This is a genomic window from Pseudophaeobacter leonis (assembly GCF_002087335.1).
GTDB classification, from domain to species: domain Bacteria; phylum Pseudomonadota; class Alphaproteobacteria; order Rhodobacterales; family Rhodobacteraceae; genus Pseudophaeobacter; species Pseudophaeobacter leonis.
The window spans coordinates 38,711-63,845 of sequence record NZ_MWVJ01000008.1 but is presented as its reverse complement, the minus strand read 5'-3'; the positions used below and the strand labels follow the sequence as shown (position 1 = coordinate 63,845).

Here is a 25,135-nt window from a genome sequence, read left to right as displayed (position 1 = left end):
AACCGGTCATGGCCGAAAATGCCCTGCAGGAAATTGGGCCGGACAAGTCCCTTTTGCTCGTTGATGATGATGAACCCTTTTTGCGTCGTCTGGCCAAGGCCATGGAAAAACGCGGTTTTGAAGTAGAAACAGCCGGCTCAGTTGCAGGTGGTCGTGCCATCGCAGCCGCACGGCCCCCGGCCTTTGCGGTGGTGGATCTGCGGCTGGAGGATGGCAATGGCCTCGATGTGGTTGAGGTGCTGCGCGAAAAACGCCCCGACAGCCGGGTTGTGGTCCTGACCGGCTATGGCGCGATTCCCACAGCAGTGGCGGCGGTCAAAATTGGCGCGACGGATTATCTCTCAAAACCGGCAGATGCGGCAGATATCATGAATGCACTGCTGAGCGGCGATGACGAACTGCCGCCGCCGCCGGAAAACCCGATGAGTGCAGACCGGGTGCGGTGGGAACATATCCAGCGCATCTACGAGCTGTGTGATCGCAATGTGTCAGAGACCGCGCGACGCCTGAACATGCACCGTCGGACGTTGCAGCGTATTTTGGCAAAACGCAGCCCGAAATAGAGATACAGATTGTCAGACAGCGCCAGTAATCCGGATGATCAGCCGCTGCCCGCTGGCGGTTGGTCCGAGCAGATACTGACGCTGGCGGATGCCTGCGTTGTGCCGCCGGTGATCAGTGCTCTGGTCCAGCCGGCCGGGGTGCTCTACTCGGACGGAAGCTATTGCCCGGAGGCCGCACTCTGGCGCAAGTTTCGCCCGATTACCACCGAGCCCGGGCCGCCAAGAAAGATCAAGCAGACCCTTGAGGGGCGCTGGCTTTGGGGTGGGGTGCTGTGGGCGCATTTTGGGCATTTTCTGGTGGAAAGCTCCTCGCGTTTGTGGGCTTTGCCCAGTGTCGAAGATGACATTCAGGGCATCCTCTTTATTCCCCAACGGCCGAAAGTGGGCAGTGAGGTGCGCGGCTTTCATCGCGATTTTCTCGCTCTGTTTGGCACCGACCTGCCGATCCACGTGGCAGCGCAGCCCACCCGCGTAGAAGAGCTGGTGGTGCCGGGGCAGGGGTTTGGACTGGGTAAGATCACCGAGGGCACGCGCAGGTTCCGTCGTTCGGTGCATGACCGTTTTGCCACTGATATCCCGGCCGAAGGCGCGGAAAAGATTTATATCTCGCGGTCAAAACTCGGGTTGGGCAAGGGCGGATTGCTGGGCGAAGAGCAGCTCGAAACGCTGCTTGAGGCCGAAGGATACGAGATCTTTCACCCGCAGGAGCACAGCCTCAGCGATCAGATCGCACGTTACAAGGCGGCCAAAAAGGTTATCGCGGCGGATGGATCTGCCTTGCATCTCTTTGCCATGGTGGGACGCGCTGACCAGGAGGTCGCGATGATCCTGCGGCGCCGCTCGGGGGCCAATAATCTGCTGGCAAAACATGTCGAGAGCTTTTGTGCGCGCACACCGCTGGTGAGTGGGGGACTGCGCGCCGAATGGGTGCCCAAGTCCAAACAAAAATCCAGCCGGTTGAGCTTTGGTGAATTGAACCATCAGGTTATCGGCGAAAATCTGGCACGAGGCGGCTTTATCTCTGAAACAGCCCGTTGGAAGATGCTGAGCGAGGCAGAACGCGACCAGATCCTGACGGACAAAGGCGTGGGTGGCCAGGCTGGCTTTGTTGAGGCCCCCCTGAACAAACGGCGCGAGGCGGCACCGTAAAGCGCCGGCCCCTTGATGTGTTGGCCGGTTAGGGTGTTGGCCCCTTACTCAGAGCTGGCTCAGCAATTCCGCATGGCGGGCCACAAAAGATTGCCGCACCTGCAGCGGCGGGCGCAGATCAATGGTCAGCCCGGCAATCACTTCGGTTTTTGGGCGGCCAAAAAGCTTGTTGGCTTCGGTTTCAGAAAATCCCGCAATCTGCACCGCCTCATCCCAGGCAGAGACCTTATCGGCGCGTTTGATCTGGGCTTTGATGGTTTTTGGCAGCTGTGCGGGCAGGCCAAACTTTATGTGAATAGCGGAGGTCAGTCGCTGGTCCAACGCGCTGTATCCCGGCCCCACCGCAGATTTCACCGGCGAGATCATATCGCCAATGACATATTCCGGCGCATCATGCAGCAGGGCTGCCAATTGCCATTTCACCGGCGCCTTGGGCTGCATGCGGCAAAACAGCTCTTCGACCAGCAATGAGTGTTCAGCAACGGAATAGGCAAAATCGCCCCGCGTCTGGCCATTCCAGCGCGCCACAAAGGCCAGCCCATGGGCAATGTCGCTGATCTCGATATCCATTGGCGTTGGGTCCAAAAGATCAAGGCGACGTCCTGAAAGCATACGTTGCCAGGCACGGGCGGGTTTAGCGGGCATAGGCGAATTCCGGTGGTGTAAAATCAGCTTCTGACTAGCCGCTTGCGCCGGGTGAAGAAAGTTATTTTGCGGCAGGGCAAGATTTTCAAAGGGAAACCCCAGCCAAACAGAGACTCTGAGTTCTCATTGCGCCCATCTTCGTTGCTTATAAACTATTGCAGTGTTACCTGCGGCGACAAACATTACTCGTAACCAGAACGGAGCGGACTATGGCCGAAGACTATATTGTAAAAGACATTGCGCTGGCTGACTTTGGTCGCAAAGAATTGGATATTGCTGAGACCGAAATGCCCGGCCTCATGTCGCTGCGTGCGGAATATGGTGACAGCAAGCCTTTGGCTGGCGCGCGTATCGTCGGCTCGCTGCACATGACCATTCAGACAGCTGTCCTGATTGAAACACTGGTGGCGCTGGGCGCCGATGTGCGCTGGGCCTCCTGCAATATCTTTTCGACCCAGGACCATGCCGCCGCTGCCATTGCGGCCGGTGGTACCCCGGTTTTTGCCATCAAAGGCCAGACCCTGGTTGAGCATTGGGACTATCTCGACCGCTCTTTCATGTTCCCTGAAGGCGCCAACCTGATCCTTGACGATGGGGGTGATGCGACACTTTATGTGCTGCTGGGCGCCCGTGTTGAGGCCGGTGAAACCGATTTGATCGAAGTGCCCACTTCGGAAGAAGAAGAAGCCATTTTTGCCCAGATCAAAAAGCGTATGGCGGCAAGCCCCGGCTGGTTCACCAAAACCCGCGCTGCCATTCAGGGTGTCTCGGAAGAGACCACCACGGGCGTGCATCGCCTGTATGAGCTGCAAAAGAACGGCCAGCTGCCCTTCCCTGCGATCAACGTGAACGATTCGGTCACCAAGTCGAAGTTCGACAACAAATACGGCTGCAAAGAATCGCTGGTGGACGGCATCCGTCGCGCCACCGACACCATGGTGGCCGGCAAGGTTGCCGTGGTCTGTGGCTATGGTGACGTTGGCAAAGGCTCTGCTGCCTCGCTGTCCGGTGCCGGCGCACGGGTGAAAGTCACCGAAGTCGACCCGATCTGCGCCCTGCAGGCGGCGATGGACGGCTATGAGGTTGTGCGTCTGGAAGATGTCGTCGACAGCGCTGATGTCTTTATCACCACCACCGGCAACAAGGACGTGATCCGCATCGAGCACATGCGCGAGATGAAGGACATGGCCATTGTTGGCAACATCGGCCAATTTGACAATGAAATTCAGGTGGCAAGCCTGAAGAACCACAAATGGACCAACATCAAAGAACAGGTCGACATGATCGAGATGCCCTCGGGCAGCCGTCTGATCCTGCTCTCTGAGGGCCGTTTGCTGAACCTCGGCAATGCCACAGGGCATCCTTCGTTTGTGATGTCGGCCTCGTTCACCAACCAGGTTCTGGCTCAGATTGAGCTGTGGATCCGCGGTGACAACTACAAAAACGAAGTCTACATCCTGCCCAAGCATCTGGACGAGAAGGTTGCCCGTCTGCACCTGGAGCGTATCGGCGTCAAACTCTCGACTCTGAGCTCCGAGCAGGCCGCCTATATCGGCGTCACACCCGAAGGTCCCTTCAAGCCAGAGCACTATCGCTACTAAGCGATAGCCTCATAAGGTCCTGAAAAAAAAGGCCGCCCGCAGATTTGCTGGGCGGCCTTTTTGTTTGCGTCTTTTGCTCTGTGCCACGCATGGCAGGGCAGGGGGGAAAAGCAGAGAAATCTTTTCCTTTGTCTCTTGCGCGACTGGCGTTAGTCTCTCGTTAAGCCTCTGCAATTTCTTAACTTTGACCAACCTTACATGTAGCTGGAGAACTTTTATGGGTAAGAGAGATGATTTGATCGCGCAATATGCCGATGATCTGAAGAACAAATGCGGTATGGATGCGGATATGGATCTGTTGACCAAGGTCACCATCGGGTGTGGGCCGTCGATCTATAACGCGGACGCCTCTACCGTGGCATCCAGCCAGGCCAGCGAGCTGGAAACCGTCAAGGATAACTTCCTGATCAAAAAACTGGGTCTGGCCGATGGTCCCGAGCTGATGGAGGCGATTGGCAAGGTTGTCGAGATCTACGGCAAGTCCGAACGCAACAAATATCGCGCCGTTGTCTACTACATGCTGACCAAGCATTTTGGCAAAGAATCCGTCTACGGATAAGCCCTCTTTAAAGAGAGCGAGCTTTGACCAAACAGACGCTATATCGTCAAAACACCCGGCAGTCCTGTCGGGTGTTTTGGATTTGAATAACATTGTCTAAGTATATGATTTGCAGAAATAACAATAGCTAGGCTATCAAGGTGAGACCAGCCAGGACGGCTAGGAACGAATTTTCATACGCGTGTGGTGGTACTGTGGAGCACGCGGGGTGGAAGGGAAGATCCTGCTCTCCTGTTGGATCTTCCCTTTTTTATTTTTGGCCCCCATGACGCCTCGCGTCACAGGGCGCGGCCAACTACAGTCCGGTCATCTGAACAGTCACACAGCATTGCGATACGAGAGACAGGCAGACCCGTGCGGAAAACGGGCAGACCAGTGCCAAAGTCAGGCAGATCAGTCCGGATCTGTCTGACCCAATGCGCAAATCAACTGCCATTCTTGGGCGGTGACGGGCTGTACCGACAGACGGGAATTTCGCACCAGAATCATCTCTTCCAGCCGGGGATCCGCCTTGATCTGATCCAGCGACACCGGTTGCACAAATCCGCGCACCGCCTTGATGTCGACGCAGTCCCAGCGCGCATCTGTTGTAGAGCTGTCAGGGTGCGACGTGGCGCAGACCTCAACAATGCCCACCACCGACTTCTCTTTTTGCGAGTGATAAAAGAAACCGCGGTCGCCAAGCGACATTTCGCGCATGAAATTGCGCGCCTGGTAGTTGCGCACGCCATCCCATTCCTCGCCGGCATCACCCTTGGCAACCTGATCAGGCCAGCCCCAGGTGGTGGGTTCGGATTTGAACAGCCAGTAGCGCATCAGCCGATGACTTTCTTCCAGGTGATCAGCTCGACCGCTTCAAACAGGCCTGCCTTGTTATAGGGATCTGCCGCCGCCCAGGCCTCACCGGGGGCCATGTCTTCGACCTCAAGGATAATCAGCGAGCCCGCCATGTTGCCCTCCTGGTCTAGCAATGGGCCGGCCTGCGCCACAACACCTGTCTCCTCGATATAGGCCAGATGGGCCGTGCGGTTATCCATTCGGGTCTGCAGGTGGTCAGGTTTGTCGCGGGCAATCAGGGCAATCAGCATTCATTCTTCTTTCAAAGGGCGTGCCAGCAGTTGAGCGCCGGCGGTGGCAATCGTCAAGTCGCCATTGAGCAACCCGACAACGGTTTCGGTAATGGCATATCAAGCCCCATGGTCTGTGCTTTTGCAGCAGTGGCGCGGGCGGTAGCGGCGCCCTCAACCGTGATTTTGGGATCAAACCCTTCGCCACGCCCGATTGCAAGCCCCAGCTGATAGTTGCGCGACAGGGTCGAGCTGCAGGTCAGGGTGAGATCGCCAAAGCCCGAAAGCCCGGCCAGAGTCTCTGGTTTTGCGCCACAGGCCAGCGCCATGCGCTGCATCTCGGCATAGCCACGCGTCATCAGCGCGGCGCGGGCACTGTCGCCAAGACCGGCGCCAATCACCGCGCCACAGGCAATGGCGATAATGTTTTTCAAGGCACCACCCAGTTCGGCGCCGCAGGTGTCACTGGTGCGATACAGGCGCAGATTGGCGGTGGTCAGGCGCTGTTGCAGCTGGCGGCACAGGTCCGCGTCAGCGCAGGCCAGCGTCAGAGCCGTGGGTAGACCGCGCGCGATGTCGGCGGCAAAACTGGGGCCGGTCAGCAGGGCTGTGCGGGCCTCTGGCAGCACTTCGCGCATCACGGCAATTGGACCCAGTCCTGTTTCCAGCTCAATGCCCTTGCAGCAGGCCACCAGCGTTTTGCCCTGCAGCGCTGCCTGATGTGTTTCGAGCACCGCGCGCAGTTTTTGCATCGGCACAGCCAGCAGCAAAATCTCCGCTGTGGTGGCTGCAGCAAAGTCATTGGTCAAGGACAGGCCAGCGGGCAGTGGCACGCCCGGCAGCCGGCTTGCGTTGCAGCGCTGGGCCTGCATCTTGGCGACGTGATCCGCGTCGCGCGCCCATAGGGTGACAGGCGTTTCCTTGGCCAGAGAGATCGCGAGGGCGGTGCCAAAGGCGCCCGCGCCCAGAACTGCGATGCTCATGCCTTGGCTCCTTTGCGACCTGACCCCAGCATGGCGGGGCTGCTTTGGTCCAGCGGCCAGCGGGGCCGTGCAGTCAGATCCATCCCGTCGCGGGCGCCGGCCTGATACCGCTCCAGCCCGGCATAGGCAATCATGGCGGCATTATCGGTGCACAGGGCCAGTGGGGGTGCCACAAAATCTGTGTTCAGCTCGGCGCAAACTGTCTCTAATGCGGCCCGAATGGCGGTATTTGCCGCGACACCACCTGCCACGGCAAGCGTAGGCGGTGCGGGGGCCTCTGTCATATAGAGCGCCAGCGCGCGACGTGTTTTAGAGGCCAGAACATCGGCAACAGCGGCCTGAAAGCCGGCGCAAAGATCGGCGCGATCCTGACGCGTCAGCCCGGATTTTTCAGCCACGATCTGGTCGCGCATCCGCATCAGGGCGGTTTTCAATCCCGAAAAAGACAGATTGCAATCCTCGCGCTGGATCAAAGGCCGTGGAAAGCGGAACCGCTTGGGGTCACCTGCCTCAGCCTCGGCCTGCACCGAGGGGCCACCGGGTTGCGGCAGGCCCAGCAGGCCGGCTGTTTTGTCAAACGCCTCCCCGGGGGCATCATCAATTGTGCCCCCCAGGCGGGTGAAAACTTCGGGGCCGCGGGCAATCAGATATTGGCAATGGCCGCCCGAGACCAGCAGCATCAGATAAGGGTAGGCCACATCATCGGTCAGGCGCGGTGTCAGGGCGTGGCCCGCCAGGTGGTTGACCCCAACCAGCGGTAGCCCAGTGGCCGCGCATAGACCCTTGGCGCACATCACACCAGACATGACACCGCCAATCAAACCGGGGCCGGCCGTGACCGCAATGGCATCCAGATCCTGCAGGCCAAGCCCGGCCGCGGCCAGCGCATCAATGACGCAGAGGTCCAGTTTCTCGGCATGGGCGCGGGCGGCGATTTCGGGCACCACGCCGCCAAAGGCGCTGTGCAGCTCTGTTTGGCCAAAGACGATGGACGAGAGCACCTCGGCCCGCTGACCCGGCACTTGCCGCACCACGGCGGCGGCGGTATCGTCACAGCTGCTTTCCAGCCCCAAAAGTGTCAGGCTTTGTGTCATGGTCTACCCGTTGCATCAGATTGCTGCTGGAGCTAGCACCTATGCGAGACGCAAACAATCCCGGGAGCCCAAAGCATGCGCGACGCCAAGGTCCTTAACCGCAATCCTGTGGCGCTGTTGCTGACGCGACCGCAAGAGGCCTCCGCGCGGTTTGTCTCGCAGTTGCCACAGGACTTGCAGGCCGGTCTTCAGGTGCTGCACGCGCCTTTGATGCAGATTTGCCCCCTGGGGGATCAAATCTCATATGAGGGGTATCAGGGCGTGATCTTTACCTCAGCAAATGGGGTCACGGCGGCAGGTCATGCCCCTGGGTCTTTGCCCGCCTATTGTGTGGGCCAGCGCACGACAGAGGCGGCAAAAGAGGCCGGCTGGCAGGCGCAATTTTGTGGCGCTACTGCCGCCGCGCTGCTGACCCGCCTGCGTGCCGCACCACCGCTCTCACCCCTGTTGCATTTGCATGGGCGCCATACCCGTGGCGGTGTTGCCAATCAGCTGACCGCTTTGGGCCTGCCCTGCAAGGGTCAGGTGATCTACGAGCAGCAGCTTTTACCACTGAGCCCTGAGGTGATACGGGAGATTTCCGCGCAAAGTAATGTGATCGTGCCGCATTTTTCACCCCGCACTGCGCGGCATTTCGCCAGCCTGGGGCTAGATCAAGTGAATTTAACTCTGATTGCGCTAAGCGAGTCGGTAGCGGCTGAGCTGAAGGGCTTGAACTACAAGGACTTGCGGGTCAGTAAGGCTCCGGATGCTATCAGCATGGCTGAAATGGTGCGTGATGCCGCAGTTCGGTTGGCGCACCTTGAGGGTGACAACCCGGCGCAGTAGGCTCGCGGGATAGTGTGCTGAGTTTGGTGATTTGAGAATCGAGGGGAGGCCGGAGTGGCTGACAAGAAGACTGCGGATGACGTGACCAGACAAGAGAGTGGCGCGCAGGACCTCGGGGCAGGCGAGGCGCAGACCTCAGAGACGGCTTCCTTGACGGCTGAGGACCAGGTGGCGCGTGAGGCGGTTGACGTGGAGGAGCTCGACGACGTTTTGTCTTACGAGACCGAGACCGAGACCGAGACCGAGACCGAGGAAAGTGCTGTTGAACCTGAGCTCCAGACTGCAGAACGCGTGTCTGAAGAGGCAGTGTCCGAACCTGATCTACCTCGCGAAATTGAACGTATCATAGAAAAACGCGGTGGATTTGGTGCGGCCCTATTGGGCGGCGCTGTCGCCGCTGTGTTGGGCTTTGTTGTTGGCCAGGGTGGTCTGCTCAATTCGGTGTTGCCCGCCAGCCTGCAGGGGGCCACTGCGGTTGACATGACAGCTTTTGAGGTCGAGCAATCTGCCCTGAAATCCCAGATAGCAGCGCTGCAGGCACAGCTGGGTGAGATAAAACTGCCGGACATCGCGCCGCTGGATCAACGTCTCACCACTGTCGAAGAGGCCGTGACCAGCCTCAGTGCGGTCCAGCCTGCCGACCCGGACGCGGCTGCCAAACTCGCAGCCTTGACTGCGCGGCTTGATCAAATAGAAGCGCGCCCGATTACTGAGGCCGCCTCGCCTGAGGTGGTTGCTGCCTTTGAAAATGAGCTGAGCAAGCTGCAAGAGAAGCTGGCGGCGCAGCGGGCTGAGGTCGAAGGCATGCTGGCCGAGGCGCGCGAGATGGAACTGTCAAGCGTTGAGGCCGCACGCATTGCTGCCGCGCAGACCGCGCTGGCGAAGATCCGCGTCTCTTTGGATACCGGGGGCGCCTATCTGTCAGCGGTCTCAGAGCTGCAGGCGCAACAGGTTGAGGTGCCCGCAGCGCTCTCGGGCACTGCCGAGACCGGCGTTGTTACCCTGGACGGGCTGCGCGAGGCCTTTACCCCGGCCGCCCGTGAGGCGCTGGCGCTGGCCAGGGATGAAACAAAGGGCAGCGGTGGTCTGATGGACTATGTCAACCGCCACCTCGCCGCCCGCTCGACCAGCCCGCAACAGGGCGACGGGGCCGATGCTGTGTTGTCCCGCGCGGAGGCAGCGATCCATTCCGGGGATCTGGACCTCGCTTTGCAAGAGCTGGATACACTGCCAGAGGCGGCGCGCGCAGCGCTTGCTGACTGGCAGGCCTCTGCCCGCGCCCGTCTGGCTGCCCCCGCCGCTGTTGATCAATTGGCCCAAAGCCTGAACGCAAAATAAGGAAGCTGCCATGCTCTGGTCATTGCTGAAAATTCTCGTCTTTGTCGCCATTATTGCGCTGCTTGCTTTTGGCGCCGGCATTCTGATGGAGACCTCTGGTGGTGTGCAAATCACTGTCGCTGGGGTGGAATATACCCTTGGTGCGCTGCAATCCGTTCTGGCGCTGGCCGTACTGGTCTTGCTGGTCTGGGTGTTTTTCAAACTGCTGTCGCTGCTGATTGCGACGCTCAAATTCCTCAATGGTGATGAGACCGCGATTTCGCGTTATTTCGACAAGGGGCGCGAGCAAAAGGGCTATCAAGCCCTGTCAGAGGGGCTGATGGCCCTGGCCTCGGGCGAGGGACGTCTGGCGCTGGCCAAGGCGTCGCGTGCCGCGCGCTACCTTGAAAAACCGGAACTCACCGATCTGCTGACCGCGCAGGCGGCCGAGATGGCAGGCGATACCAAAAAGGCGGCTGAAGCCTACAAACGTTTGCTGGGCAACCAGAATACCCGCTTTGTCGGGGTGCGCGGCATCATGAAGCAAAAGCTCTCGGAAGGCGACAAGGAGACTGCGTTGCAACTGGCCGAAAAGGCGCTGGCTTTGCGACCCAAACACGAAGAGGTGCAGGATACCCTGCTGCAGCTTCAGGCCCAGGCCGAGGATTGGGCCGGTGCGCGCAAGACACTGTCGGCCAAGCTGAAATCAGGCTCGCTGCCGCGCGATGTGTTCAGGCGCCGCGATGCGGTGCTGGCGCTGTCTGCCTCACAGGCGATTGTTGACCAGGAGGCCACGGTAGAGCAGCGCGAACAGGCGATCGAGGCCAATAGGCTCTCGCCTGATCTGGTGCCAGCGGCTGCAATGGCGGCCCGCGCCTATCTGGAACAGGGTAAGAAACGCAATGCGATCAAGGTGTTGAAAAAGGCCTGGGAGGCGCAACCGCACCCGGACCTTGCGCATGTCTTTGCCGAGGTGGAGCCGGATGAGACGCCAGCCCAACGGGTAAAGCGCTTTGAGCAACTGGCGCGATTGAAACCACAGGACGATGAAACCCGGCTGGTCATGGCCGAGCTGAACATCGTCCTGTGGATTTCCCCGAGGCGCGTCGCGCGCTGGGTGATCTGGTGGAGCGTGCCCCTGATGCGCGGGCCCTGACGCTGATGGCCGCCATTGAAAAGGGCGAGGGCGCAGATAATGCGGTGACGCAGGCCTGGCTGGCCCGGGCGCTGAGTGCGCCGCGAGGTCCGCAGTGGGTGTGCAGTAACTGCAACCATATTCACGCGGATTGGGCGCCGGTCTGCGAGCATTGCACCAGCTTTGACACGCTCAGCTGGCAACGGCCCGAAACACCTGAACTGGCCAGTGCCACCGGTGTGCATATGCTGCCGCTGATTACCGGAGCGAGCGCGGCGCCTGCTGCTGCCGTGATGGAGCCGGACACATCTGAGGCGGATGAGATCCTGGAGGTCTCTCCTGTAGAGCCAGCTGAGGATGAGCTGGCCATGGATGAGGCCGAAGATGATCAGGACGCCAAACCCCGGTAGGCACCTGCACAGGTGGCGCGGGACAGTTGCGCCGCGCCACCTGTGAGTTCTGGGATACCCTTCGATCCAGAGGCTGTGTTGCGACGGAATTGCCCGCCGGCCAGCTCGGACGTAATGCATCGCCGTTCCGCCGACCCCTGAAGATATGTTACGCTATGTGAAACTGGACAGGCGCCCATGGTTTGGGTCTTCTGGCGTCACAGATTGACGTCACAGATTGGCGTCTCTGGGAGGGGGCTGAGTAGGAATGATGCAATTCGATTATGTCATTGTCGGGGGCGGGTCCGCAGGCTCTACTTTGGCGTCACGTCTCAGCGAAGATCCGGAAATCACCGTCTGCCTGATCGAGGCGGGTGGCCAGGGCGATGGCCTTTGGTGCGCGCCCCTGCGGCGGTTGTGGCGATGGTGCCGGGGCGGCCAAAAATCAACAACTGGGCCTTTGAGACGGTGCCGCAACCCGGGTTGAACGGACGCAAGGGGTATCAGCCGCGCGGCAAAACACTGGGCGGCTCCAGCGCGATCAATGCCATGCTCTACATTCGGGGCCATGCTGGCGACTATGATGAATGGGCTGATCTTGGCTGTACCGGCTGGAACTGGGAGGCGGTGCTGCCCTATTTCAAGCGGTCTGAAAACAACGTGCGCGGCGGTGATGATGCCCATGGCGCCGACGGCCCGCTGCAGGTCAGCAACCAAAAATCTCCCCGCCCGATCACCCGCGCCTTTATTGAGGCGGGCAAAGCGCTGCAAATCCGCGAGGTTGCCGATTTCAACGCCGGTGACAACGAGGGGATTGGCGAATACCAGGTCACCCAGTTTCATAGGGCGGATAAAAACGGCGAGCGGTGTTCGGCGGCGGCTGCTTATCTGCACCCGGTGATGGCGCGCAAAAACCTGACCGTGCTCACCAAGGCCCATGCCACAAAGGTGCTGTTTGACGGCAAGCGCGCCACTGGTGTGGCCTACCGGCAGGCGGGCAGTGACAAACAGGTCATGGCGCGGCGCGAGGTGGTGCTTTGTGGCGGGGCGTTTAATTCGCCGCAGCTGTTGCAGCTGTCGGGCGTGGGCCGACGCGAGGATATCGAACCTCATGGCATCGACATGGTGCATGAGCTACCTGGCGTTGGGCAGAACCTGCAGGATCATCTGGATTTCACTCTTTCTTATAAAAGCAAGGACCGCGACAATTTTGGCATCTCACTGCCGGGCAGCCTGTCGCTGCTGAAACACATCGCCAATTGGCGCAAAACCGGCAAGGGCATGATCGCTACGCCCTTTGCCGAGGGGGCTGCCTTTCTAAAGACCGCAAGCCATCTTGAGCGCGCCGATGTGCAGCTGCATTTTGTCATCTCGATTGTCGATGACCACGCCCGCAACTTGCATCTGGGTCATGGGTTCAGCTGTCATGTCTGCGTGCTGCGGCCCAAATCGCGCGGCTCGGTTGGGCTAAATTCGCCCGACCCGATGGCTGCGCCACGGATTGATCCGCAGTTTCTGTCGGATCCCGAAGATCTGGCGACTCTGATCAAGGGCGCGCGCAAGATGCGGCAGATCATGCAGACTGCGCCGCTTGCGGGGTATATCCACAAAGAACTCTTTATCGCGGAGGAGCCGGATGACGCAGCGTTGGAGCAGCACATCCGGGCGCGCTCGGATACCATCTATCATCCGGTGGGAACCTGTAAGATGGGCCAGGACGATATGGCTGTGGTAGACCCGGACTTGAATGTACGCGGCATGGAGGGGCTGCGTGTTGTCGATGCTTCCGTGATGCCCCGGCTGATCGGCGGCAACACCAATGCGCCCACCATCATGATTGCGGAAAAGGCTGCGGATATGATCCGTGCAAGCGCGGCCCGCGCCGCTGAATGAAGTTTGAGGAGACAGGCTGATATGCTTGGCAAGATGATGCACAAACCGCTGACCATCAGTTCGCTGATTGAGCATGCGGGCCGCTACCACGGCGCAACCACGGTGACTTCGGTCGAGACCTCCGGCGAAGTGGTGCATTCCAGTTGGGGTGAAGTTGAGCGCAACGCGCGCAAACTGGCGGCAGCTCTGGAACGGCTTGGGGTGGCGCAGGGAGAGCGCTGCGGCACCATCGCCTGGAACAACCAGCGCCATCTGGAGATCTATTTTGGCGTCGCAGGCGCCGGCATGATCTGTCACACGATCAATCCGCGCCTGAAGCCGGAACAGCTGATCTCTCTCATCAACCATGCCGCCGAACAGGTGCTGTTTATTGATGCCACCTTTGTCGCCGCCGTCGGGCAGCTGAAACCGCATCTGAAAACGCTGAAGCATATCGTTCTGATGGGACCGCGTGACGCGGCCGCCGCAGAGGCGGTACCGGGCATTCTGTTCTACGACGAGCTGGTCGCGGCCGAAGGCGACGACTACAGCTGGCCAGAGCTGGACGAAAACATGCCGTCGAGCCTGTGCTACACCTCTGGCACCACCGGCAATCCCAAGGGCGTGCAATACACCCATCGCACCACCGTGTTGCACTCGCTGGGCGGCAACCAGCCCGACGGTCTGGCGATTTCTGCCAGGGATACCGTCATGGCCGTGGTGCCCATGTTCCACGTCAATGCCTGGGGTGTGCCTTATATTGCCGCCGGTGTCGGGGCCAAACTGGTTCTGCCCGGTGCTAAGCTTGATGGCGAAAGCCTCGTCAAACTGATTGACGGCGAAAAGGTGACGCTGGCGCTGGGCGTGCCAACCATCTGGATGGGGCTGCTGCAGGCGCTGGAAAAAACCGGCAGCATGGCCGAGAGCCTGACGCGCACCGTGGTTGGCGGCTCTGCCCTGCCGACGGTGATGATTCCCGCCTTCCGCGACAAATACGGTGTGGAGCTGATCCATGCCTGGGGCATGACCGAGACCAGCCCGCTGGGCACCATCAACAACCTGCTGCAAAAGCACGAAGACCTGTCGGACACTGAAAAAGGCAGCCTGCGCGAAGGCCAGGGGCGTCCGCCCTACGGTGTCGAGCTGCGCCTTGTGGATGAGGCGGGACATGTGCTGCCCAATGATGGCGTTGTACAGGGAGAGCTGCAAATCCGTGGCCAGTGGATTATCGACACCTACTTTGGCCACGACAGCTCAGCGCTGACCATGGATGGCTGGTTTGATACAGGTGACGTCGCCACCATTGATGCGGACGGCTATATGATTATCCGGGATCGCTCGAAAGATATCATCAAATCCGGCGGTGAGTGGATCTCGACGGTTGAGCTGGAAGATATCGCCATGTCGCATCCCAAGGTGGCGCAGGCCGCAGCCATTGCAGCCCAGCACCCCAAATGGGACGAACGTCCGGTGCTGATTGCCATCAAATCCGACGAGGGTCTGACCGAAGCAGATCTTCTGGCCCATTTTGAGGGCCGCGTGGCGAGCTGGCAAATCCCTGACAAGGTGGTTTTTGTCACTGAACTGCCCTTGGGCGGAACCGGCAAGGTGCTGAAGAACAAGCTGCGCGAATCGTTCGGAACAATCCTGCTGGAGGCCTGATAACGACCCCTGCTCCCGGGAATCTGGTTCCGGGGGCAGGGGTTTTTTGCTGTGTTTTGGCTGCAATCTGGACCCGTTGATGGCAAATCTGGCCCGGTATCCTCTGGTTAGAAGTCTTAACTGCCGGCAAATTTATCTGTTAGGGGCCAGTTAATGTCCCACCTGTTATCCCAAATGTGGGTGAAACATAGTGGTGGTGGATATGAGCGCACAAAACGGAATGGCGCCGACTATCATCAAGAAGAAAAAAGTCATTAGTGGCGGTGGCCACCATGGGGGGGCCTGGAAGGTTGCCTATGCGGACTTTGTGACTGCCATGATGGCGTTCTTCTTGTTGATGTGGCTGTTGAACGCAACAACTGAAAAGCAACGCAAAGGTCGGGCGGACTACTGTTCGCGGTCCATCCCTCTGAGCCGTATCTCAGGCGGGGGCAATGGCGCCTTCCAGGGCGACAGCATGTTCACCGAAGATATTCAGCCACAATCAGGTACCGGGGCGACCGATATCAATCCGATGGATGCGCAAAAGTCGCAGGGTGAAACGGGTGTCAGCGACGATGAGGAGAGCGCAGAAGATGTCACCTTCCGCGCTGTCGAAGATTCGCTCAAGGGGCGGGGTGGCGAGAGTATGGTCTCAGTGGAGATGTCGCGCCATATCATCACGCGTGTCACCGACGAAGGCCTGATCATCGAGCTTTTTGAGACCGACGGTGTAGCCCTCTTTTCCAGAGGCGGAGCAGAGCCAACGCCGCTGTTCCGGGATCTGGTGCGCATGGTGGCACGGGTCAGCACAAGCGTGACCAACAATATAGCCATTGGCGGCCACATTCAGTCGCACCCTGTTGTTCTGGCACAGAACCCGGTGTGGGAGGTGTCCCATGCCCGCGCCAACGTAGCCCGCTCGCTGCTCGAATCGGGTGGCATGAAGGCCAGCCGAATCCACCGTGTCACCGGGCATGCAGATCGCAAACTGGCTGTGAAGAATCCCATGGCGATGCGCAATAACCGCGTAGAAATCATCCTTTTGCGAGAGTGATACCCCACTATAGTTGCCCGCGGGCGGTGTTGGATGGATTGCATTTTATCTGTTAGCCGCCCGTTAAGTGCTGATGCGCTATCTGTTGTTCCAGAACGACTTATTGCAGCAGAAAGGCGCAACATGACAATTTCTTCCGCTCTGAATGCCGGCGTAGCCGGATTGAGTGCAAACGCGAGTTCGTTGGCCGCAATTTCGGACAATATCTCGAATTCCTCGACCAAGGGTTACAAGAGAGTCCAGACGGATTTTCAATCCATCGTCGTTGGCGCCTCCGGGGGTAAGTATACCGCAGGCGGCGTTGCAACGTCCAACATGCGGCTGATTGATCAGCGCGGCGCTCTGGTTGGCACCAACAACGCGACTGACCTGGCCGTCAGCGGGCGTGGGATGCTGCCAGTGGCAAGCCTGACCGAAGTCGAGAGCGGCAATGGCTCTCCGACCATGATGATGACCACCACAGGTTCTTTCCGTACCAATGACGAAGGCTACCTGACGACGACATCTGGTCTGGTTCTGTTGGGATGGCCTGCAAATGCCGATGGTACCGTGTCAGACGGTCCCCGTGATACGGCCCAGGGCCTGGAGCCGGTGCAGTACAACATGAACCAGCTGTCAGGGACTCCAACCACCGCAGTGGGACTGGGCGTGAACCTGCCGGCAACGGCGACCGAGGCTGGAGCGGCCGGGACGGATCAAAATCTGACGGTTGAATACTATGACAACCTTGGCAGCTCGCAAACGCTTGGGATTTCCTTCACGCCGACAGTTCCTGCACTCGGCTCGTCGAATGAGTGGACCATGACAATCACCGACAGCGCCTCTGCCGGAGCCGTGATTGGTGAATACACCGTGACCTTTAATGACAGTCGTACAGCAGGGGGCACGCTGGCCTCGGTGACGGCGATCACTGGCGGTGCCTATGATGCCGCCACCGGCAGTGTGGTGGTGACGGTAGATGGTGGTCCAATGGAGATCGCTGTTGGCATGCTTGACGACAGTGACGGCCTGACCCAGCTTTCAGACACCTTTGCCCCGGCCTCTATCACCAAAAACGGTTCCGAAGTGGGGACCATGGTTGGCGTCGAGGTTGACCCGCAGGGCTACGTCCGGGCCAACTACGATTCTGGTGCCACCCGCGTTATCTATAAAATTCCCCTGGTGGATGTGCCGAATCTGAACGGTCTGAAATCATTGGATAACCAGACCTATCTGCCCTCGTCAGACAGTGGATCCTACTTCCTCTGGGATGCAGGTGAAGGCCCAACCGGCGAAGTCGTTTCCAATGCACAAGAGGAATCAGCAACCGATGTGGCGACCGAACTGACGGATATGATCAAGACACAGCGTGCCTATTCCTCCAACGCCAAGGTGATCCAGACCGTCGATGAGATGCTTCAGGAAACCACGAATATCAAGCGGTAAGCACCGCTGATACTTTGACACCGGCTTAGAAAGAGCAGCCTGACATGACTATCTCAAGTGCCCTAAACTCCGCGATGACCGGGCTAACCGCGAGTGCGCGGCTATCCCAAGTAACCTCGGAGAACCTGGCCAATGCGTTGACGCCTGGCTACTCTTCTCAAATGCTGAACCTGAGCTCCGGGCAACATACGCCCGGGGTCAGAATTGGCGATGTTGAACGCAATGTTGACCCGGCGCTGCAATCCACGACGCGCAAAGCCGAGGCCGCACATGCAAAATCAGGAGTCTATGCGGACTTCTTTGCCATCATGTCCGGCTTTGTCGGCACGGTGGATGACAGCACCTCGATTTCTGCGCAGATCTCGAATTTTGACGCCGCTCTGGTGGAGGTGACCTCGCGACCAGATTCTACCGAACGGCTGCATGATCTTTCGGTGAAGGCGGATCTGGTTATTCAGTCGATCACCGAAGCGGCTGCAGGGCTGAACAAACAGAGGGTGGCTGCTGAAACGTCTATTGATGTTCAGGTGGACGATCTGAACAATCAGCTGAAAGAGCTTGAAAGGCTCAATGCCCGCATTGTTGTCACCCAGGCCGCAGGCGCGACAACCACTGCGATGGAGGACCAGCGTGACCTCCTCATCGACGCGGTAAATGCCGCGATCCCAGTGAACGTCGTGCAACGGGATCAGGGCCGGGTTGCGCTCTATACAGTTGGGGGCGTCGCCCTGCTGGATGGCAAGGCTGCAGAGCTGAGCTTTGATGCGAAACGCAGTATCGAGCCGCAGATGACCCAGGCGAATGGCCTGCTATCGGGTCTGGAAATTAATGGCCGCGAGATGGATACCTCGGTCACCGGACCTCTGCGGGGCGGCACCCTGGTGGCAGCGTTTGATATTCGCGACAATGTCGCCGTTGAGGCGCAGAATGATCTGGATGCTATGGCAAGAGATCTGGTTGAGCGTTTTCAGGATCCGGCTTTGGATGCCACCATTGGCCTGACGGATGCCGGGATCTTTACCGACGGTGGCGGTGCTTTTGACCCTGTCGATACCGTTGGACTGTCGGCGCGGCTTGAGCTTAACGATCTGGTTGCTCTGGACGGGCAGGCAGAAACCTGGCGGTTCCGTGATGGTCTCTATGCGGCCACATTGGGCGACCCGGGAGATGCCAGCCTGCTGATTGGCTATTCCAACGCAATTGCTGAGAACCGGACAGTTTCGACGATCAAGCTGGGGACGATTTCCGCAGATCTGAATACGCTCAGCGCCTCTGTGATGTCCCGGTTTGCCCGCGATAGCGACAGCGCCAACAACACGTTGAGCTATGCGGCGACCAGCTACACCGAGATGGCCAAGGCGGAGCTGGCCCTTGGGGTGGATTCCGACGCTGAGCTGCAGAATATGATGCTCATCGAGAACGCCTATGCGGCAAATGCCAAAATGCTGTCGACCATCAATGAAATGATGGACACTCTTCTGAGGATGTAATGAATGATCTATAAATCCTATGGCGATCTGACCACACATAGTTTTCTACGCAACCGGAATGCAGAGTTGAAGTTGAATCTTGCGACACTGTCGCAAGAGGTTTCCACTGGCAAGAAGGCGAACCTGACAGAGGAATTGGGGGGCGATTTCTCCTTTCTGGCCGATATCGAAAACAATTTGAACCGCATCAACAGTCAGATGATCGCAACCGATGAGACCAAACTGTTTGCGCTCAGCATTCAGGACAATCTGTCCCGGGTGCAGGACAACACGCAGAAAATGCGTGATGATATCTTTTCGGTCTCAGCGACCATGACCGGAACGGATGCAATCCGATTTTCCTCCGAGGCAGATCGCCAGTTGGATAGCGCTATTAGCTCTTTCAACGGCTGGGCCGGGGGACGCAGTCTATTTGCCGGCACTGCAACCGGAACATCACCGCTAAATGATGCGGATACGCTGATGACCGAGCTGCTGGGCGAGGTTTCGGGCCTTACAGATGCCGATGATATCATCCAGGCGGTGAAGGACTGGTTTGCCGATCCTGCCGGTTTTGATACCGCAATGTACAATGGTTCGACAACGAATATTTCGCCGGTCGAAGTTGGAGACGGCGACAGTGTTTCGCTTAGTTTGCGGGCTGATGATCCGGATTTGAAAAGCTCATTGCAGAGCTTTGCAATTCTGGCATTGGTTGATCAAGCATCCCTGGGGCTGTCTGTTGGCACACAGAAAGACCTGGCACGCGCGGCAGGCAACGAGCTGGCCGACAGCACAAACCGGCTGATCACTGTTCAGGCCGATATCGGCTTTATGGAAGCGCAGCTGGAACGGGTGAGCACCCGTAACCAGGCCAGGATGACCAGCCTGAGCCTTGCGTACAACGACATTGTCCTGGCGGATCAATACGAGGTTTCCTCAAAGCTGAAGTCGACTGAAACACAGCTGGAAGTTCTCTATACTGTGACCGCCCGCAGTGCCCAGCTCAGCCTAGTGAAGTTTATGTGATGATGAAATTTCTACGCATGTTGATCGCCTGCCTGTTGCTGCCCACATTGGCGCAGGCCAATGCAATCCGCCTTAAGGATCTGGTCGAATTCGACGGGGTGCGCGGCAATGATCTTGTTGGCTACGGGTTGGTGGTTGGTCTCAACGGCACTGGGGATGGGTTGCGAAACTCTCCCTTTACCGAAGAAATCATGACCAATATCCTGGAACGCCTTGGGGTCAACGTGACCGGCGAACAGTTCAGACCAAAGAACGTGGCGGCGGTCTTTGTGACCGCAACGCTTCCTCCCTTTGCCCGGGTTGGCGGAACTGTGGATGTCACAGTCTCTGCCATTGGGGATTCCAAAAGCCTGCTGGGCGGCACCCTGATCATGACGCCGTTGAATGCGGCAGACGGACAGATTTACGCCGTGGCTCAGGGCACCATCCTTGCGGGTGGTGCGGTGGCCGAAGGGGACGGCGCTACCGTGACGCAGGGGGTGCCAACCTCGGGCGGAATTCCCTCCGGTGCGCGGGTTGAGCGCGAGATCGAATTTGACCTTGCCTCTCTCACCAGCATGCGTCTGGCTTTGCGGGAACCAGATTTCACCACAGCCGAGCGGATCGAACGCGTTATCAATGCTGAGTTTGGTCGCACAGTCGCGTTGATGCGCGATTCCGGCACGGTTGAAATCGACATCAACCGGACCAATGCCCGATCAACGGCGCATGCGCTGGGGCGGATGGAAAACCTGCTGGTGGAACCGCAGCGCAAGGCGCGTGTGGTGGTTGATCAGCGCTCCGGAACCATTGTGATGGGCAGCGATGTGCGAATCTCACGTGTTGCTGTGGCCCAGGGCAATCTGACATTGCGGATCGAAGAAGCGCCGCTGGTGTCGCAGCCCAGCCCGTTTGGAAATGGCGAAACGGTTGTGGTGCCCCGCACTGTGGCCGCTATCGACGAGGAAGATGGCATCCAGCTGGCAGAGGTGCGCGAGACGACATCGCTCTCCGAAGTTGTTGCAGGTCTCAACGCGCTGGGTGTGTCGCCGCGCGATATGATTGATATCCTCAAAAGCCTGAAGGCTGCAGGGGCGTTGCATGCGGAATTCGTCGTGCGGTGATACCGTGACAAACCGGCGTTCTGGCGTGTACTCAGCCGCCTGTTAGCAAAAATGAAACCCCGGACGGCCATTGGCTTTCCGGGGTTTTTTGTCGCCGATTTGGCGCGGAGATCTATGCGGCGTTAAGCTCTCCTTGCCTCTGCGGAAATTTTGGCGTTCCCTTTACATAGACTCTATTCTCAGGGGATTTGCCATGCCGAACAAGGACTACGCTCTGACGATGGCCAGATATAACCTCTGGCAAAATGAGAATCTGCTTTCAGCGGCTGACGGTCTTTCTCAATCAGAGCGCGAGAAGGATCGAGGCGCTTTCTTTGGCTCAATCCAGAAGACACTTTCGCATCTGTTCTGGGGCGACATGCTCTGGATGAGCCGGTTTGCCGGGACCCCAGCACCAGAAGGTGAAAATACCACAACCACCGGGATGATAAACAATTGGGAAAGCTTCTGCGCAGATCGGGCGTTGTTTGATCAGCGGATATTGCAATGGGCGCAGGAGGTGACGCCGGATTGGTTTCAGGGAGAGTTAACCTGGTTCCTGGGCGCAATTGATCGCGAGATTACCAAGCCAAACAGCCTTCTTGTGATCCAGTTTTTCAACCATCAAACCCTTCACCGCGGGCAAGTTCATGCCATGCTGACAGCCGCCGGTGCCAAACCCGGCGACACTGACATCCCCTTTATGCCAGAGCGCTTTCTCAGCATGTAAAATCAACATTGCAGAGCCTTGGACACTGCCATTGCGACAGGCGAGGCGCGCCGGAAATTTCCACAACAAAAAGCCCCCGGACCCAATGGATCAGGGGGCTTTTGAATAGATATGCGCCGCAGAGCGAAGCGCGGGATTTATGTCTTGTTTTAACGGCTAGGGATAATAGCTGCGCACCAGGGCGGTTGCGATCAGGCTCCAGCCATCAGCGACCACAAAGAAGGCCAGCTTAAAGGGCAGGGCCACCACAGCAGGCGGCACCATCATCATCCCCATCGACATCAGAACGGCCGCGACAACCAGGTCGATGACGAGGAAGGGGAGAAACACCAGAAAGCCAATCTGAAAGGCACGCGAGATCTCGGACAGCAGAAAGCTGGGGACCAGCACCGAAAGCGGTGCTTCCGGCGTGGGGTCAATGGCCTCCAGTTCCGGGCGCAAATGGGCAATCGCATAAAAGGTATCGGGATCCAGGCGATTGGCCATAAAGCCACGAAAAGGCTCTAAACTGCGCATTATGCCGGTTTCTATGTCGACCTGCTCTTCGATGAGCGGGCTGATGCCGGTCTGCCAGGCCTCGGTAAAGACGGGCTCCATCACAAAATAGGTCAGAAACAGCGCCAGGCTGATCATCATCATGTTTGGCGGTGCCTGCTGCAGGCCAAGACCCTGACGCAGGATTGACAGCACAGTGACCAGAAAGGGAAAGCAGGTGATCATGATCAGCAGGCCAGGGGCCAGGCTGAGCACCGTGAGGAGCAAAATGAGCTGAATTGACCGGGCCGAGATGGATTGCCCATCCCCCAGCGACAGGCTCAGATCCTGCGCCATTGCCGCCTGCGGCAGCATCAGGGCTGCGCAGGAGACAAGGATCGTGAGTGTGATGGCGGTGCGTGTCATCCCAGGCCGTTTTGCAAATCAGCAATTTCGGTCAGGCGCACTGCCAGTTGACCGGCCTGATCGCCTTCCATTTCTTCAAGCTGACCACGGGCAACCAACCGGTCACCCACGTAAAGGTCGACGGGATCATCGACACGTTTGTCCAGGGCCAGAATGGCATTCTCGCCCAAAGCAACAAGATCGCGGATCAGCGGGCGGGCTTTGCCAACAGAGACCACCACTTCGACGGGGACAGAAACAAACGGATTGCTGGCGTCGGTGGCTTTCATGTTGAGATCCTTTTGGTCATCCATACTGGCTGTCCTCTCTGACGTGATAGGTGAAAGCGTCAATTGAATCGTGAATGGATTCAATCAGAGCTGAACTGTTGATTTCGCGTTCGGAGGATCCGACGCGCAGATAGGCTTGACCGGGTGACAGGCTCTCGTCTTCCTGAACCTGAACCGGGGTGGCAAAGGCTTCGGGCAACAGGGCCCGAACACCGGCACCTTCTCCCGGAGAGACAAAGATACTCATCGGTTGATCGGTTTGAAACTTGGCCATATCGGTCATCTGATCGACAATGTGGTGGCCAAAGCTTGCGGCCATTGTGTCTGTCAGGACCGCACTGGTCAGAACCTTGAACATGGGGTCCAGTGATTCGATCAGCTGTGACTGGGCCTCTTTATAGGTGAAATTCAGATCCTCCAGCGAGCTTGCCAAAGTTGCTGAAATCTGGACGGCTTCCTTGTCTTTAGCGGTCACCGCATCATCCCAGCCGGCGCTATAGCCCTTTTCAAAGGAGACCAGGCGTTCTTCTTCGACGTGTTCCTCCGAGATCTCAGGCTGCGCGGAGGGGACGATGGTGACGTGGCCAAAATCTTCCAGAAGGTGCGTAATTCCCATTAGACCCTCTCCTCATTTTCTTCCAGCCAACCGCGCAGGATCTGGACAGTTTCTTCCTGGCGTTCACCAATCATTTCACGCAGACGGTCGACCGGGTTCTCGCCGCCACCGCCAAGTGCCGGGAGGCCTCCCATGCCACCCATATCGCCCATGCCACCCATGTCGCCCATGCCGCCAAAGCCGCCGCCATCCTGAATTTCGCCATCCAGGGCAAGGTTTGCGCCCATATCCGAGTTCATCATGAATTCACCCATGCCGGGGGCCGTGCCCATGGCGGGCAAATCGGGAAGACCACCCATGTCACCCATGTCAGGACCAGCAAGAGCGGGAACCGCTCCGTTTTTCCCGAGCAGAATCGGCCGCACCACAAAGAGACCGAGAATCAGGGTCACGAGGGCAAGAGCGGCCATCTGGATAATTCCCATGGCATCAAAGTAGATGTTGTCAAAGAAAGACGAGGAGGCTTCCGTGCCTGCGGGCTCGATGCTGGGCAGTTCCATCGATTTCAGGGTGATGACATCGCCCCTGCTTTCATCAAATCCGATGGCAGCCGAGATCAGTTCCCGCAGCGCGCCCAGTTCTTCTTCGGGGCGGGCCTCAAATACTGCTTCGCCGGCCTCGTTGTTGACGGTGGTTCCATTGATCAGCACGGCGATTGTCAGCCGTTTGATCGCACCTGGCCCGCGAATGATTTCTTTCTCGGTTTCCGAGATTTCATAGTTAATCCGTTCCCGGGTGGCAGAGGTGTTGTTGTTTGACCCCTGACCCGAGGCCGCATCACCATCCGGGATATTAGAGGCCACGGTGACCTCGCCGGATTGGTTGCTTGAGACATCGGCACGTTCTTCAACATCTGTGCTGATCGCGACACGGCTTTCCGGATCCACGAATTTTTCACGGATCGATTCGGTGTCGGTGACAACATCAACGCTGACTTCTACGACGGCATTGCCGTGACCCACGCGGGCTTCGACCAGGCGCATAACACGCTCGCGAATCGACTGTGAACGGTCATCGGTGCCTGCGCCCGCTGCAGCGGCGGCTTCAGGAGACCCGATAAGAGAGCCATTGGCGTCGATTACAGCGACATTGTCGACCGCAAGGCCTGTCACAGCGGATGCAATCAAAAAGCGAATCGCATTGGCCTGTGCCGGTGTAATTGGCGCTCCCAGAGGCACCACAGATACGGAGGCTGTTGGATCTATAGTGCGTTGAAAGGGACTGGTGCCGGTATTGGCAATATGGACACGGGCCTGGCTGATATGGGGGCTGGCGACGATGGTCCGGGCCAGCTCTCCTTCTTTGGCGCGCCAGTAAGCCGCGTCAAACATTTGTGATGTGGTGCCAAAACCGGTGAGCGAATCGAGCAGCTCGTAGCCTTTGCCGCCATTTGCAGGCAGACCTTCGCTTGCGAGCGTCATCCGCAGCTCATCCCGGCGGTTCGACGGCACATATATAGAGCCGCCGCGCACTTCATACTGTGTGCCGGTCTGTTCTAGGGACCGAACTACATCTCCTGCTGAGCCGCTTTCCAGCCCGGCATAGAGCAATCTCATGGTTGGCTTGCTCGCCACGTGGGACATCGCAAGCACACTCGCAATAACGGCTACAGTGGCACCAACCACAATAAGCTGCTTACGCGTATCCAAACCAGTCCAGACATTCTTGATCTGCTGCAATTTAACCTCCGTCGCACCGGCATTCTGTCCGGCGTG

General features: G+C 58.4%; 21 protein-coding genes and 3 pseudogenes. 15 read left to right on the top strand and 9 right to left on the bottom strand.

What is annotated here, in order from left to right:
- Positions 1-8 precede the first annotated feature (8 nt).
- Entirely contained in the window at positions 9-563 is a 555-nt protein-coding gene (locus tag B4968_RS03845; protein ID WP_083096759.1) for an ActR/PrrA/RegA family redox response regulator transcription factor, read from the top strand.
- A gap of 9 nt (positions 564-572) precedes the next feature.
- The gene (locus B4968_RS03840; RefSeq protein ID WP_083096756.1) at positions 573-1,712 is read left to right on the top strand and encodes a glycosyltransferase family 61 protein; all 1,140 of its coding nucleotides are present in this window, start codon (positions 573-575) and stop codon (positions 1,710-1,712) included.
- A 48-nt stretch (positions 1,713-1,760) separates the two neighbouring features.
- Here the strand turns inward: B4968_RS03840 and B4968_RS03835 are convergent, their stop codons facing one another.
- Entirely contained in the window at positions 1,761-2,357 is a 597-nt protein-coding gene (locus B4968_RS03835; RefSeq protein ID WP_083096754.1) for an HD domain-containing protein, read from the bottom strand.
- Between the two features lie 209 nt (positions 2,358-2,566).
- On the opposite strand from B4968_RS03835, the gene ahcY reads away from it, so the two are divergent.
- Positions 2,567-3,958, top strand: coding sequence for an adenosylhomocysteinase (ahcY, locus tag B4968_RS03830; protein WP_083096752.1), 1,392 nt, complete (start codon positions 2,567-2,569; stop codon positions 3,956-3,958).
- A 217-nt stretch (positions 3,959-4,175) separates the two neighbouring features.
- Positions 4,176-4,517, top strand: a complete 342-nt coding sequence (locus B4968_RS03825; protein ID WP_083096751.1) for a DUF2853 family protein — start codon at positions 4,176-4,178, stop codon at positions 4,515-4,517.
- Positions 4,518-4,910: 393 nt separating this feature from the next.
- Here the strand turns inward: B4968_RS03825 and B4968_RS03820 are convergent, their stop codons facing one another.
- The 4 genes and pseudogenes from B4968_RS03820 to tsaD all read right to left on the bottom strand — a co-directional run bounded on the left by B4968_RS03820 (position 4,911) and on the right by tsaD (position 7,661).
- Positions 4,911-5,333 carry an EVE domain-containing protein gene (locus B4968_RS03820; protein WP_083096749.1) on the bottom strand — a complete coding sequence of 141 codons (423 nt, stop codon included), beginning with the start codon at positions 5,331-5,333 and terminating at the stop codon, positions 4,911-4,913.
- Entirely contained in the window at positions 5,333-5,605 is a 273-nt protein-coding gene (locus B4968_RS03815; protein WP_083096747.1) for a YciI family protein, read from the bottom strand. Before B4968_RS03815 ends, B4968_RS03820 begins: the two co-directional genes overlap by 1 nt.
- A pseudogene (locus B4968_RS03810) lies at positions 5,606-6,567 on the bottom strand (NAD(P)H-dependent glycerol-3-phosphate dehydrogenase).
- Positions 6,564-7,661, bottom strand: coding sequence for a tRNA (adenosine(37)-N6)-threonylcarbamoyltransferase complex transferase subunit TsaD (gene tsaD, locus B4968_RS03805; protein ID WP_083096746.1), 1,098 nt, complete (start codon positions 7,659-7,661; stop codon positions 6,564-6,566). Before tsaD ends, B4968_RS03810 begins: the two are co-directional and overlap by 4 nt.
- Positions 7,662-7,736: 75 nt before the next feature.
- Here tsaD and B4968_RS03800 point away from each other — a divergent pair, with 75 nt between their 5' ends.
- The 11 genes and pseudogenes from B4968_RS03800 (at position 7,737) to B4968_RS03750 (ending at position 21,635) form a co-directional block, all read left to right on the top strand.
- A complete protein-coding gene (locus tag B4968_RS03800; protein WP_083096745.1) occupies positions 7,737-8,489 on the top strand; it encodes a uroporphyrinogen-III synthase in 753 nt (250 codons plus the stop codon).
- Positions 8,490-8,543: 54 nt separating this feature from the next.
- The gene (locus B4968_RS03795; RefSeq protein ID WP_083096744.1) at positions 8,544-9,827 is read left to right on the top strand and encodes a COG4223 family protein; all 1,284 of its coding nucleotides are present in this window, start codon (positions 8,544-8,546) and stop codon (positions 9,825-9,827) included.
- Between the two features lie 10 nt (positions 9,828-9,837).
- Positions 9,838-11,351, top strand: a pseudogene (locus B4968_RS03790) (heme biosynthesis protein HemY).
- Positions 11,352-11,601: 250 nt separating this feature from the next.
- Positions 11,602-13,223: pseudogene (locus tag B4968_RS03785) on the top strand (GMC family oxidoreductase).
- 21 nt (positions 13,224-13,244) lie between these two features.
- Positions 13,245-14,864, top strand: a complete 1,620-nt coding sequence (locus B4968_RS03780) for a long-chain-fatty-acid--CoA ligase (RefSeq protein ID WP_083096741.1) — start codon at positions 13,245-13,247, stop codon at positions 14,862-14,864.
- 202 nt (positions 14,865-15,066) lie between these two features.
- Positions 15,067-15,900 carry a flagellar motor protein MotB gene (locus tag B4968_RS03775; RefSeq protein ID WP_083096889.1) on the top strand — a complete coding sequence of 278 codons (834 nt, stop codon included), beginning with the start codon at positions 15,067-15,069 and terminating at the stop codon, positions 15,898-15,900.
- A 123-nt stretch (positions 15,901-16,023) separates the two neighbouring features.
- A complete protein-coding gene (locus B4968_RS03770) occupies positions 16,024-17,325 on the top strand; it encodes a flagellar hook protein FlgE (RefSeq protein ID WP_083096739.1) in 1,302 nt (433 codons plus the stop codon).
- A 44-nt stretch (positions 17,326-17,369) separates the two neighbouring features.
- Positions 17,370-18,815, top strand: coding sequence for a flagellar hook-associated protein FlgK (flgK, locus tag B4968_RS03765; protein WP_083096737.1), 1,446 nt, complete (start codon positions 17,370-17,372; stop codon positions 18,813-18,815).
- 3 nt (positions 18,816-18,818) lie between these two features.
- Complete coding sequence (locus B4968_RS03760; protein ID WP_083096736.1) at positions 18,819-19,823, top strand: flagellin family protein; 1,005 nt, start codon at positions 18,819-18,821, stop codon at positions 19,821-19,823.
- Positions 19,823-20,926, top strand: a complete 1,104-nt coding sequence (locus tag B4968_RS03755) for a flagellar basal body P-ring protein FlgI (RefSeq protein WP_083096734.1) — start codon at positions 19,823-19,825, stop codon at positions 20,924-20,926. Before B4968_RS03760 ends, B4968_RS03755 begins: the two co-directional genes overlap by 1 nt.
- Positions 20,927-20,996: 70 nt before the next feature.
- Positions 20,997-21,635 (top strand): DinB family protein, encoded by a 639-nt coding sequence (locus B4968_RS03750; RefSeq protein ID WP_241525533.1) that lies wholly within the window; start codon positions 20,997-20,999, stop codon positions 21,633-21,635.
- A 156-nt stretch (positions 21,636-21,791) separates the two neighbouring features.
- Here B4968_RS03750 and fliP read toward each other — a convergent pair whose 3' ends face one another.
- Genes fliP through fliF form a run of 4 tightly spaced genes read right to left on the bottom strand, consistent with a single transcriptional unit; the run spans position 21,792 to position 25,099 of the window.
- The gene (gene fliP / locus B4968_RS03745; RefSeq protein ID WP_083096731.1) at positions 21,792-22,535 is read right to left on the bottom strand and encodes a flagellar type III secretion system pore protein FliP; all 744 of its coding nucleotides are present in this window, start codon (positions 22,533-22,535) and stop codon (positions 21,792-21,794) included.
- A complete protein-coding gene (locus B4968_RS03740) occupies positions 22,532-22,828 on the bottom strand; it encodes a FliM/FliN family flagellar motor switch protein (RefSeq protein WP_083096730.1) in 297 nt (98 codons plus the stop codon). Before B4968_RS03740 ends, fliP begins: the two co-directional genes overlap by 4 nt.
- Entirely contained in the window at positions 22,821-23,420 is a 600-nt protein-coding gene (locus B4968_RS03735) for a FliH/SctL family protein (protein WP_083096729.1), read from the bottom strand. The genes B4968_RS03740 and B4968_RS03735 overlap by 8 nt, the downstream gene beginning before the upstream one ends.
- Positions 23,420-25,099 (bottom strand): flagellar basal-body MS-ring/collar protein FliF, encoded by a 1,680-nt coding sequence (gene fliF, locus B4968_RS03730; RefSeq protein WP_083096728.1) that lies wholly within the window; start codon positions 25,097-25,099, stop codon positions 23,420-23,422. Before fliF ends, B4968_RS03735 begins: the two co-directional genes overlap by 1 nt.
- Positions 25,100-25,135: the final 36 nt, after the last annotated feature.

What these genes read in the sequence shown, in the direction of transcription:
- B4968_RS03845 (WP_083096759.1), top strand. Translation starts at nt 9, where the DNA reads ATGGCCGAAAATGCCCTGCAGGAAATTGGGCCGGACAAGTCCCTTTTG.
- B4968_RS03835 (WP_083096754.1), bottom strand. Translation starts at nt 2,357, where the DNA reads ATGCCCGCTAAACCCGCCCGTGCCTGGCAACGTATGCTTTCAGGACGT.
- ahcY (WP_083096752.1), top strand. Translation starts at nt 2,567, where the DNA reads ATGGCCGAAGACTATATTGTAAAAGACATTGCGCTGGCTGACTTTGGT.
- B4968_RS03825 (WP_083096751.1), top strand. Translation starts at nt 4,176, where the DNA reads ATGGGTAAGAGAGATGATTTGATCGCGCAATATGCCGATGATCTGAAG.
- B4968_RS03820 (WP_083096749.1), bottom strand. Translation starts at nt 5,333, where the DNA reads ATGCGCTACTGGCTGTTCAAATCCGAACCCACCACCTGGGGCTGGCCT.
- B4968_RS03815 (WP_083096747.1), bottom strand. Translation starts at nt 5,605, where the DNA reads ATGCTGATTGCCCTGATTGCCCGCGACAAACCTGACCACCTGCAGACC.
- tsaD (WP_083096746.1), bottom strand. Translation starts at nt 7,661, where the DNA reads ATGACACAAAGCCTGACACTTTTGGGGCTGGAAAGCAGCTGTGACGAT.
- B4968_RS03800 (WP_083096745.1), top strand. Translation starts at nt 7,737, where the DNA reads ATGCGCGACGCCAAGGTCCTTAACCGCAATCCTGTGGCGCTGTTGCTG.
- B4968_RS03780 (WP_083096741.1), top strand. Translation starts at nt 13,245, where the DNA reads ATGCTTGGCAAGATGATGCACAAACCGCTGACCATCAGTTCGCTGATT.
- B4968_RS03775 (WP_083096889.1), top strand. Translation starts at nt 15,067, where the DNA reads ATGAGCGCACAAAACGGAATGGCGCCGACTATCATCAAGAAGAAAAAA.
- B4968_RS03770 (WP_083096739.1), top strand. Translation starts at nt 16,024, where the DNA reads ATGACAATTTCTTCCGCTCTGAATGCCGGCGTAGCCGGATTGAGTGCA.
- flgK (WP_083096737.1), top strand. Translation starts at nt 17,370, where the DNA reads ATGACTATCTCAAGTGCCCTAAACTCCGCGATGACCGGGCTAACCGCG.
- B4968_RS03760 (WP_083096736.1), top strand. Translation starts at nt 18,819, where the DNA reads ATGATCTATAAATCCTATGGCGATCTGACCACACATAGTTTTCTACGC.
- B4968_RS03755 (WP_083096734.1), top strand. Translation starts at nt 19,823, where the DNA reads ATGATGAAATTTCTACGCATGTTGATCGCCTGCCTGTTGCTGCCCACA.
- fliP (WP_083096731.1), bottom strand. Translation starts at nt 22,535, where the DNA reads ATGACACGCACCGCCATCACACTCACGATCCTTGTCTCCTGCGCAGCC.
- B4968_RS03740 (WP_083096730.1), bottom strand. Translation starts at nt 22,828, where the DNA reads ATGGATGACCAAAAGGATCTCAACATGAAAGCCACCGACGCCAGCAAT.
- B4968_RS03735 (WP_083096729.1), bottom strand. Translation starts at nt 23,420, where the DNA reads ATGGGAATTACGCACCTTCTGGAAGATTTTGGCCACGTCACCATCGTC.